General features: G+C 67.7%; 11 protein-coding genes. 7 read left to right on the top strand and 4 right to left on the bottom strand.

Annotated elements, in window-relative coordinates; genetic code table 11:
• The 6 genes from Q4F73_RS09500 to Q4F73_RS09525 form a co-directional block, all read left to right on the top strand.
• The coding region (locus tag Q4F73_RS09500; RefSeq protein ID WP_303359107.1) for an endonuclease/exonuclease/phosphatase family protein at positions 1-789 on the top strand (789 nt) is incomplete at its 5' end.
• Positions 790-796: 7 nt separating this feature from the next.
• Positions 797-1639, top strand: a complete 843-nt coding sequence (locus Q4F73_RS09505) for a trimeric intracellular cation channel family protein (protein ID WP_303359108.1) — start codon at positions 797-799, stop codon at positions 1637-1639.
• 57 nt (positions 1640-1696) lie between these two features.
• The gene (locus tag Q4F73_RS09510; RefSeq protein ID WP_303359109.1) at positions 1697-1885 is read left to right on the top strand and encodes a hypothetical protein; all 189 of its coding nucleotides are present in this window, start codon (positions 1697-1699) and stop codon (positions 1883-1885) included.
• Between the two features lie 82 nt (positions 1886-1967).
• Positions 1968-2999, top strand: a complete 1032-nt coding sequence (gene trpS / locus Q4F73_RS09515) for a tryptophan--tRNA ligase (protein ID WP_303359110.1) — start codon at positions 1968-1970, stop codon at positions 2997-2999.
• 115 nt (positions 3000-3114) lie between these two features.
• On the top strand, positions 3115-4194 hold the full coding sequence (locus tag Q4F73_RS09520) for a YhjD/YihY/BrkB family envelope integrity protein (protein WP_303359111.1): 1080 nt from the start codon (positions 3115-3117) through the stop codon (positions 4192-4194).
• A 101-nt stretch (positions 4195-4295) separates the two neighbouring features.
• Positions 4296-5183: an RDD family protein gene (locus tag Q4F73_RS09525; RefSeq protein ID WP_303359112.1), complete on the top strand. Its 888-nt coding sequence runs from the start codon at positions 4296-4298 to the stop codon at positions 5181-5183.
• Here the strand turns inward: Q4F73_RS09525 and Q4F73_RS09530 are convergent.
• Positions 5125-6351 (bottom strand): D-alanyl-D-alanine carboxypeptidase family protein, encoded by a 1227-nt coding sequence (locus Q4F73_RS09530; RefSeq protein ID WP_303359113.1) that lies wholly within the window; start codon positions 6349-6351, stop codon positions 5125-5127. The two genes, Q4F73_RS09525 and Q4F73_RS09530, sit on opposite strands and share 59 nt — an antisense overlap.
• A gap of 38 nt (positions 6352-6389) precedes the next feature.
• Here Q4F73_RS09530 and Q4F73_RS09535 point away from each other — a divergent pair, with 38 nt between their 5' ends.
• Positions 6390-7307: an adenosine deaminase family protein gene (locus Q4F73_RS09535; RefSeq protein ID WP_303359114.1), complete on the top strand. Its 918-nt coding sequence runs from the start codon at positions 6390-6392 to the stop codon at positions 7305-7307.
• A gap of 127 nt (positions 7308-7434) precedes the next feature.
• Here Q4F73_RS09535 and Q4F73_RS09540 read toward each other — a convergent pair whose 3' ends face one another.
• The 3 genes from Q4F73_RS09540 to Q4F73_RS09550 are packed head-to-tail and all read right to left on the bottom strand — an operon-like array spanning position 7435 to position 9828.
• On the bottom strand, positions 7435-8664 hold the full coding sequence (locus Q4F73_RS09540) for a hypothetical protein (RefSeq protein WP_303359115.1): 1230 nt from the start codon (positions 8662-8664) through the stop codon (positions 7435-7437).
• A gap of 22 nt (positions 8665-8686) precedes the next feature.
• Entirely contained in the window at positions 8687-9562 is an 876-nt protein-coding gene (locus Q4F73_RS09545) for a C40 family peptidase (RefSeq protein ID WP_303359116.1), read from the bottom strand.
• Positions 9559-9828, bottom strand: coding sequence for a hypothetical protein (locus Q4F73_RS09550; RefSeq protein WP_303359117.1), 270 nt, complete (start codon positions 9826-9828; stop codon positions 9559-9561). Before Q4F73_RS09550 ends, Q4F73_RS09545 begins: the two co-directional genes overlap by 4 nt.
• Positions 9829-9868 lie beyond the last annotated feature (40 nt).

The following is a 9868-nucleotide window of genomic DNA, read 5'->3' on the forward strand; positions in this document are numbered from 1 at the left end:
CTCCAGGAGGTACGCGCCACCGTCGAGGAGTCCGTCGCGGCCCTCCAGCCGGCGCTCGACGCCGGGTGGCACTACGTCGGTGCACCGGCCGCCGCCCGCGGCCGGGCGGGGGTGGGCATTCTCTCCCGCTCCCCGCTTATCGACGTCCGCGTCGGTCTCGGTTCCTTCCTCGATTCCGGTCGCTGGATCGAGGGCACCTATGAGGGTGTGCGGGTCGCCTCCCTCTACCTGCCCTCCGGTTCCGCGGGCTCGGCCAAGCAGGATGAGAAGTACACCTTCCTCGACGAGTTCGGCCCCTACCTGGAGGGCCTGGCAGAAGAGCACCCGGACATGGTCATCGGTGGTGACTGGAACATCTGCCACCGCCGGGAGGACCTGAAGAACTGGAAGACCAACCAGAAGAAGTCCGGCTTCCTGCCTGATGAGAGGGCGTTCATGGATTCCGTCTTCGGCGCTTTCCCCGAGGAGGACCCGCAGGACAAGCCCGGACTGGGGGAGTACTTCGGGGTGGTGGACTACCCGGGGCGTACGATCCGAGGGGCAGCCACCGAACCGAGGTGGTTCGACGTGGCCCGTCGCCTTCAGCCGGAGGGGGAGGGGCCCTACACCTGGTGGACCTACCGCGGTCAGGCGTTCAACAACAACGCCGGCTGGCGCATCGACTACCAGGCGGCCACGCGGAGCATGCTCGCGCGAGCCGAGCGCAGCTGGGTCGACCGCGCACCCTCCGTGGAGACCCGCTGGTCCGATCATTCCCCGCTGAATGTGACCTACTCCTCCGAATCCTAGGACGCCCATGGACGCTGTCGATACCGCGCAGCTGCTCGTCATCACCTTCGTCATCGGCATCACCGCCGAGGCGATCACCGCCGCGCTGGCGGCCGGCAAGCAGAAGATGGACCTCTTCGGGGTCGTCGCGCTCGCCGCGCTGACGGCCCTGGGTGGCGGCACGATCCGCGATATGGTGCTGGACACCTACCCCCTGACGTGGGTGGAGGATCCGGTCTACCTCATCATCGTCGTCGTCACCGCGCTGGTGACGGTGTCGCTCGGCTTCCTCATGCACTACTTCCGGAAGGTGTTCCTGCTGGCCGACGCCGTGGGTCTGGCCACCTTCTCCGTCATCGGCACCCAGGTGGCACTGGAGAACGGGCACGGCTTCGTCATCGCCTGCGTGGCGGCCGTCCTCAACGGTGTCTCCGGCGGTATCCTCCGCGATCTCATGAGCGACCGCGTGCCGCTGGTGTTCTCCAAGGAGCTCTACGCCACCATCTCCATCATGGCCACGTGCATCTACATGGGCCTGCTGGAAATGGGGGTGGGGGAGAACTGGACCATCGTCATCACGCTCGTCGCGGCCTTCGCCATCCGCGTGGTCGCCATGTACTTCGGACTGGCCCTGCCGGTGTTCGAGTACCAGGCCGACGGGCCGGCGAAGAACCCCCGCGCCTCCCTGCACTACCAGTCCACCCGCCGCAGCCTCCGCCGCTCACGCAACAGCATGGGCTTCGACACCTCGCGCTACTCCCTGCTGGGGAAGAAGCGTCCCAAGGGTGAGAAGAAGCAGCGGTGGGTCCTGCCGGAGGATGACCCGGACAGTGGTGAGAATCCGGATGCGCAGTCGCGCCCCCGGGCCTAACCCCGGGTGCTACAGTGTTGCACGACTAACGAACCCCCCAAGAGAAGTGGAACTCACATGCGCGCTCTCATTTACCTGGTCCTCGGTGCCGCCCTCCTCATCGCCGGCTGGTTCTGGGCCGCCGCCCTCGGACACGCCGTGATGGCGATCGTCGCCGCACTCCTCATGGGTGCCGGTGGCGCCCTGATCATCGTCGCCATCGCGATCGGTCTGGACAAGTACAGCCCCACCTCCCGCAAGCTCTAACCAGCTCCCGCGGGGTGCAAGGCGGCGTCGATAAGCAGGTGATCGACGCCGCCTTCGGCGTGGCGGGCTAGACTCAACACCCATGAACGAGCAGAACCCGTCGACCGACCACCGCCAGCGTGTCCTCTCCGGCATCCAGCCGACCGCGGACTCCTACCACCTGGGCAACTACCTCGGTGCGCTCAAGCAGTGGATCGATCTGCAGCAGAACTACGACGCGTTCTACTTCATCCCCGACCTGCACGCCATCACCGTCGAGCAGGACCCGGAGGAACTGCGCCAGCGCACCATCGCCGGTGCCGCCCAGCTCATCGCTCTGGGCATCGATCCCGACAAGTCCACCCTCTTCGTGCAGTCGCACGTCCCGCAGCACGCCGAACTGACCTGGGTCCTCGGCTGCCTCACCGGCTTCGGCGAAGCCTCGCGCATGACGCAGTTCAAGGACAAGTCCGCCAAGCAGGGCGCGGACCGCGCCACCGTCGGACTGTTCACCTACCCCGTGCTCATGGCCGCCGACATCCTGCTCTACAGCCCGCAGCTCGTGCCCGTCGGTGAGGACCAGCGCCAGCACCTCGAGCTCACCCGCACCCTGGCCGAGCGCTTCAACTCCCGTTTCGGCGAGACCTTCGTCGTGCCCGAGAGCTTCATCCCGCAGGGCTCCGCCAAGATCCAGGATCTGCAGAACCCGACCGCGAAGATGTCCAAGTCCGGCGAGAACCCCAAGGGCTGTGTCAATCTTCTCGACGCCCCGAAGACCTCCGCCAAGCGCATCCGCTCCGCCGTCACCGACAACGACGGTGTCATCGCCTACGACAAGGAGAACAAGCCGGGAGTGTCCAACCTCCTGGTCATCCAGTCGGCGCTGACGGGCACCCCCGTCGAGGACCTGGTCGCCGGCTACGAGGGTGCCGGTTACGGCGCGCTCAAGGTCGACACCGCGGATGCGCTCGAGGCGTTCACCACCCCGCTGCGCGCGCGTTTCGACGAACTCATGTCCGACCGCGGTGAGCTCGAGCGCATCCTCGCCGCCGGTGCGGAGCGGGCCCGCGAGGTGGCGGAGCCGCTCGTACAGGACGTCTACGACAAGGTCGGGTTCCTGCGGCCGCTGCGGTAGGCAGGTAACGGTTCAGCCCCGGAGGGCGCCGCAAGGTGCGCGCCGCCCCGATTTTCCTTAACGTTGAAGTGATATCAACAGCAGTGACTGACCGAGACGTCTTCGAGGAGCGCCCGTGGCTACGAGCACACATTCCGATCAGCGGTACACCGACGAGTTCGGTATTGAACGGGCCCGGGACGATGAGCCGGGCGCCGTCGACAAGGTGCGGGACAACTCCGCGGTAGTGGACCGCGCCCTGCGCATGCAGGACCGCTACTCCTCCATGGGTGGCAACCAGTACTCCGCCGGCATCACCTACTTCTCGGTGCTGGCGATGTTCCCGATCCTCATGCTGGTGGTCGCCGGCATCGCCACCTTCCTCGCCGCCCGCCCGGAATCCCTGGCCGAACTGCAGGAACAGATCACCGGCTCCGTCGACGGTGAAATGGGTGCGCTGCTCAACGACATCCTCGAGACCGCCATCGAACAGCGCGGCACCGTCGCCGGCATCGGTGCGTTGACCGCCCTGTGGTCGGGCCTGGGGTGGATGAACAACCTGCGCTACGGCGTGTCCAAGATGTGGAAGGTCGATCCGACCGCGGTGGGCAACTTCTTCAAGAACAAGATCTCCGACCTGCTCGGCCTCATCGGCCTGCTGCTGGCGCTGCTGCTGGCCTTCGCCGTCACCGCCATCTTCAACTCCGGTCTGACCCAGTACGTCCTCGACTTCTTCGGCCTCGGTGACGTGCCGGGCATCCGCTTCGTCACGTTCCTCGTCTCCATCGTCGTCGGTGTCCTGGCCAACTTCCTCGTCATGGCGTGGCTGGTGTTCTACCTGCCGCGCACCAAGGTGCCCAAGCGCTCCGGACTGCAGGCCGCCGCCCTCGGTGCCGTCGCCTTCGAGGTGGTCAAGCAGCTCGGTTCGCTGTTCGCCTCCAACGCCCTGTCCAACCCGGCGGGTGCCACCTTCGGTCCGATCATCGGTCTCATGGTCCTGCTCTACCTGGTGTGGCGCCTGGTGCTCTACGTGTCCGCCTTCGCGGCCACCTCCGATGAGTCGCTGGCTATGGCCCAGATGCCGACTCCGGAGCCGGCGATCATCCGCGTGCGCCAGGAGGTCAACCGTGGCCCCGGCGCGGGAACCGCGGCGGGCCTGGGAGCGGCGGCCGCTGCCGTCGGCGCCGGCGCCATCGCACTGCTGCGCCGCCGCTAAATTCAGGGCCGGAATTCAGGGCTTCACCCGATGTGGTGGGGCCCTGTCTGCCTTTAGCCTGGAGGTCACACACCCAGCGACAACAGGATAAGGTGACCGTCATGACCTCTCCCATGCCCAACCTCTACGAGATTCACGGCCTGGACCGTTCCGCCACCTGCGAGGAACTGGGACGCGAGATCGCGGCCCGTGATCTGGAACTCGATCAACAGCTTATCGACGACACGGACCCGCGGCGCCGCCAACTGCAGACCGCCTTCGCGGTGCTCGCCGACCAGTCCCGGCGCGCGACCTATGACGATGCCCTCACCGCCTCGTTGCGCCTGAGCTGGGAGGACCTGGAGTACCTGGGCAACTTCGGGACGTTCCCCGACGCGAGCATGCGGCCGGGGCCACAGCCCGGATACCAGCCACAGCCGGGGCCGGACGCCTACGGATACCCGACCTACAGCCCCGAGGCACCGCAGCCGGGCGCGACGCATAACCCCTTCGACTATCCCTCCTCCTACGTGGGGCCGTCCCCGGCGGTACAGGGCTTGCAGGGCTATGGTGCCGTGGCGGGAGCTTATGTCGACCGGCCGTCAGCGATGAAGCGCCTGGGCATGCTCTTTATCGACGGCCTCATGTTCTCCCTGGTGACCAGCGTGCTGCTCATCGGCATCGACACCGACGCCGCCTTCGGTGCGATGCTCACCGCCCTGCTCGGTGCGGCGTGGTTTCTCGGCTTCGAGGTGCTCACCGGCGCCTCCCCGACCAAGCACGCCTTCGGTTACGAGGTCCGCGACCGGGAGACCGGCGACAAGCTCACCTGGGGGCAGTCGGCCAAGCGCCAGTGGTGGCGCCTGATCAACATCGTGCCGGGCATCGGTTCCCTCATCAGCTTCATCGGCATGATCGTCATCGGTATCTCCATCAAGGAGGAGAACGGCTTCATCGGAGCCCACGACCGCTGGGCCGGCGCCGAGGTCGCCCGGAAGTCCGGACGCTGAGCACCGACGCCACCAGCGCCAGCAGCGCCACCGCCACCACCGCGATGATCCCCGGTTCCTCCCAGAATCGGGGATCCTCGGCGTCGTGGACACCCGGGACCTCCACCGGTTCCTCCTCCGGCTCCGGGGTGGGGGCGGGTTCCTCGGTGGCCACCGGCTCGAGCAGGCCGACGCCGTCGCCGGGGGTGGTGCGGAAGGCGGCGTCGAGAAGCATCTGTGCCTGCTCCCAGGGCCGTGCCTTCTCGGTGGTGGTGTCGAGGATGATCGTGAACAGTCGGCGCCCGTCCCGTTCCTTGGCGCCGACGAAGGTGTGGTTGGCGTCGTCGGTGTAGCCGGTCTTGCCGCCGAGGCCGTGCTCGTCGTTCATGAGCAGGCCGTTGTCGTTCCAGACCTCGAACCCGGGCAGGTCGTCGAAACCGGGGAACGGGACGTGGTCGGTGTTCATGATCTCGTTGAGGCGCGGGTGCGCATACGCCGCCCGGTAGATCAGACCCATGTCGAAGGCGGAGGTGGACATACCGGGGGCGTCGAGGCCGGAGTAGCTGGCGGCCACGGTGTCGGTGGTGCCCAGGTCCCGGGCGAGCGCGTTGATCTGGGCCAGAGTGGAGGTATCCCCACCGAGTTCCTGCGCGAGGGCGTGGGCGGCGTCGTTGCCGGAGGCCAGCATGAGCCCGTGCAGCAGCTGGTCGACCGTGTAGGTCCCGCCCTCGCCGATGCCCACCGCGGAGCCGATCTGCCCGGCGGATTCGCGGCTGACCACCACCTCCGCGGCGGGGTCGAGCCGGTCGAGGACCACCATCGCGAGCAGCACCTTGATGATGCTCGCCGGGCGGTACCGACCGTGCGGATCCTTGGCCGCGATGACCTCGCCCGAGTCCATGTCGGCGACCAGCCACGCACTGGCGTGGACCTCCTCGGGGACCTCGAAACCCCGCGGGGCGGTCACCCCGCACGGCCCGTCCACCACCACCGGCAGGGGAGTGGGTGTGGCGCCGGGCTGTGCGACCTCCGAGGTCGTCTGCGGTTCCGGCGGGAGGAGTGCGTGGGGGCAGTCGTCGGTGTCGGGCGCGTGCTCGCGGGTGGTGATCTCCGGTTCGGAGGGCTCCGGCGTGAGGGCGGGCGGCGCCGAGAGCGCGGCGATGAGCGTGAGGGTGGCGAGCATCTTCATGACGAATGCCATCGTAGGCCGCCGTTAGGATGGTCCCCATGAGCGACATTTCCCAGCTTCCCAAGGTCCTCCTCCACGACCACCTCGCGGGCCCGCCCGCCCAGACCCCAGCCGAGCTGAGCGCCCAGGTCACAGACCACCTCCAGCGTCTCGCGGAGGACCGCGTCGCCTACGTCGAACTCCGCATCTCCCCGCACCTGCACACCGACGGTGGGTTGACGCTGCAGGAGGTCATCGACTGCGCCGTCGCCGGACTGGACAACCCGCTTATCGACGCCCGCCTCATCCCCACCGCCCACCCCGGACAGGACGTCATGGCCGTCGCCGAGCTGGTCGTGGCCAACCACGGCCGGACGGTCGTCGGGTTCGATCTGGCCGGTGACATGACCCGTCTGGACGAGTACGCCGACGCCTTCCGCCTGCTGCGGGAGAACTATGTGCCGTTCACCATCCATGCCGGACTGCACGGCGGCCTCGACGAGATCGGCGCGGCAGTGCAGGCCGGGGCGGTGCGGCTGGGGCACGCGGTGGCGCTTATCGACGATTTCCACATCGACACCGACGGCTTCGAGGGCGTGCTGCCCGGGCGCATCTCCGGCTGGGTGCGTGACCGCCACCTGGTGATCGAATGCGCTCCCTCGCTGGAGGTCTCGCTCGGCGTGGTCGACGAATTCTCCGAGCATCCTCTGACGCTGCTGCAGCAGCTCGGTTTCACCTGCACCGTCAACACCGCGCAGCTGGAGGTGGCGGGCTCGGTGAGCGCCGAATACGAACGCCTCGAGCAGATCTTCGGATACGGTCTCGAGGAGTTCTTCGACCTGACCGTCAACGCGGTGCGCGGGGCGTTTCTCACCGAGGTGGAACGCCAGGACCTGCTCGAGCGCGTCATCCTGCCGGCCTACGAGTCACAGGACCTGCAGGCCGGGCTGGATGAGTTCGGCGGGGAGCAGTCGTAAAGACGACGCTCGTTTTTGCGAAGGACCGGCAGGCCCTTAGGTCTGCAACGCCGGGCCTAAGACGCCTGGTGGCCCTCGTTATTACGACGATCGTAAAAACGAGGGCCACGGGGCGTCGATAAGCAACCTAGAACTTGGAGAAACGCCGGACCAGCATCTGCTCCAGCTCCTTCCACGCGTTCGCGTGATCGGAGTAGGGCTTGGACGGCACATACCCCGGGGTCTTGGTGGATCCGAGCATGTAGGACAGGTAATCCTGCGTGCGCGGGTTGGCCAGCAGGTAGGAGTTGAGGGAATCGTCGGCGGCCCAGTCGGCGGCGTCGGCGAACAGCTCGTAGCCACGGCTCATCTGGGCGGTGTCGACGGCCTCCGGGCCCGAGCCGATGTCCGCGACCAGTCCCTGCAGGGAGTACTGGTTGTCGGGGTGCACGGTGACGTCGAGCTCACCGGCGTTGGCATGGGTCATGACGGTCTCCCAGGTGGCCAGGCCCGCCAGGTCGTGCTCGTCGTTTTCCACCAGCCAGCGCGCGAGCTGACGGGTGGTGGGGAACGTGAAGATCTCTCCGTGACGGCCGAGGAACACCGGTGCGCCGTCGACGTAGGTGCGCAGGGTGTAGACGGACTTGCCGTCGACCGTGATCTTCACCGGATCGATGCCGGCCAGGCCCCACACGGAGGAGTCATAGGGATCGGACTGCTCCTCCGCCTCCTGGGCGGCGGCTTCGGCGGCTGCCCGGGCTTCGGCGGTACGGACGCGGGCGTCGTCGATGAGCTGCTGCGCCTGCGCGGTCGCGGACTCGTCGACGTCGATGACGCGCACCTGCTTGTCCAGGGACTCGACGACCTTGCCCCAGTTGCTCAGCACCGCCCGGCCCACGGCGGACCACTCGCCCATGCCGTGCTCGCCGGCGTAGTGGTCGGCGCCGCGCTGGACGTTGCCCAGCACGGAATGGGAGGCGAAGAAGAGAACGGCGTCATCGGCACCCGTGACCTCAGCCAGCGAGCGAGTCACCTGGAAGATGCGGCCCAGGGTGCTGACGTTCTCGTACGAGGGGCGACCCGCCAACACCGCGGGCGCACCGATGATGTCGAAGGTCTCCTTCTTCTCCGGGACAATCTGATCCGCCGGCTGGGACGCGAACGCCCCCCACTTCGGGTGCGAGCTGAGATCGTGGCGCTTGCCGGACTGCAGGAAGGCGTACATCTGCGCCGGGGAGGTGAAGAGGAACAGCCCGGCGTCATCCCCGAGGAAGGCCTGCCACTCGGAGCCGTGCTCCTTCCAGGTCGGCGCCCACAGGGTGTAGAAATCGCCCTCGGTCAGAGACAGTGTCACGGGAATGATCGCACGGGAGGTCATGGGGCGGAATTCTACCGGAGACCTACCCCGTCGGCCGCCAGAAGCCCTTGAAGGCCATGCCCATGTTGGAGGTGCGCACCGGATTGAGGGACACCGGGTCGCCGGCCTCGATGAGCTGGCCGTCGCCCGCGTACATCGCGACATGACCGTCCCACACCGCCAGATCGCCCGGCCGGAGCTGATCCGCGCTCACCTGCACACCGACGTCCTGTTCCTGCGCCAGCCGCGGCAGCTCCACCCCGGCCTGGCGGTACGCCCACTGGGTCAAGCCGCTGCAGTCGAAGCCGCCGGGCGTCGTGCCTCCCCACAGATACGGGGTGCCCAGGGCAGTTTTCGCCGCCGCGACGGCAGCCTCGCCTGCCGCATTATCCGGGCCCGCGATGTCCGCGGAGGTGGCGGCAAACGACGGGGTGGGCGCCGCGGCCTCCGGGAGAGCCGCCGCATGGTGGGTGGCGGTGACCCGGTCGAGATCGTCCGCCAGCGGATCGAGAACGTGCTGCAGGTCGGTGACCCGGGCGCCCGCCTCCTGCACGAAGGTCAGCGCCAGGTTCTGCAGCTTGTGGAACGCGGCGACCTGCGCGCCGGGCACGGGGGAGAGGAACATCGGCAGCACTCCCGCTGCCTGCTGCAGTACTCCTTGGGTGAGATGCACTAGTTCCGCACGGGTGGCTTCCACCTGGGCGGCCGCCCGGTCGGTGATGCGGGCGACCAGGTCCCGATCGGCACTGAGATGCCCGGCGACCTGAACCAGCGTGGCCCCGCCGGGGGAGCCGTGGGCGATCATCTCCGCCAGGGGTACCGCGGCCCCGAAATCCGGCAGTGGCGCCAACGGTATCCGCGTGATCTCCGGTGGGCTGAGATCAACGATGTGCTGGATCGCCTGCACGATCTCCCTCATGACAGACTCCGCAACTCGGCCGCGAGGGTGCGGTCATGCAGGTCAGCGGCGTCGATGACGCGGTGCGAACGTTCCCCGAGCACACGGGCGCGATCATGGACCCGGCGGGTCTGGGAGTCGAGGTGGTGGAGGGCGTCGATAAGCGACGCCGCGAAGCGGCCCGGGCCGGTGGCGGTGACGGGGGTCAGCGGTGGGCGGGCGGCGGCGTCGAGAAGCTCGGTCGCGAGCAGGCGGGCGCGGACTGGTTCGAGGTGGAGAGTGCTCATGCACTATTGGACTGAGAAAACCGGCGAAAGGTTCCCCGCT

Source organism: Corynebacterium sp. (genome assembly GCF_030535495.1).
In the GTDB taxonomy this organism is placed as follows: domain Bacteria; phylum Actinomycetota; class Actinomycetes; order Mycobacteriales; family Mycobacteriaceae; genus Corynebacterium.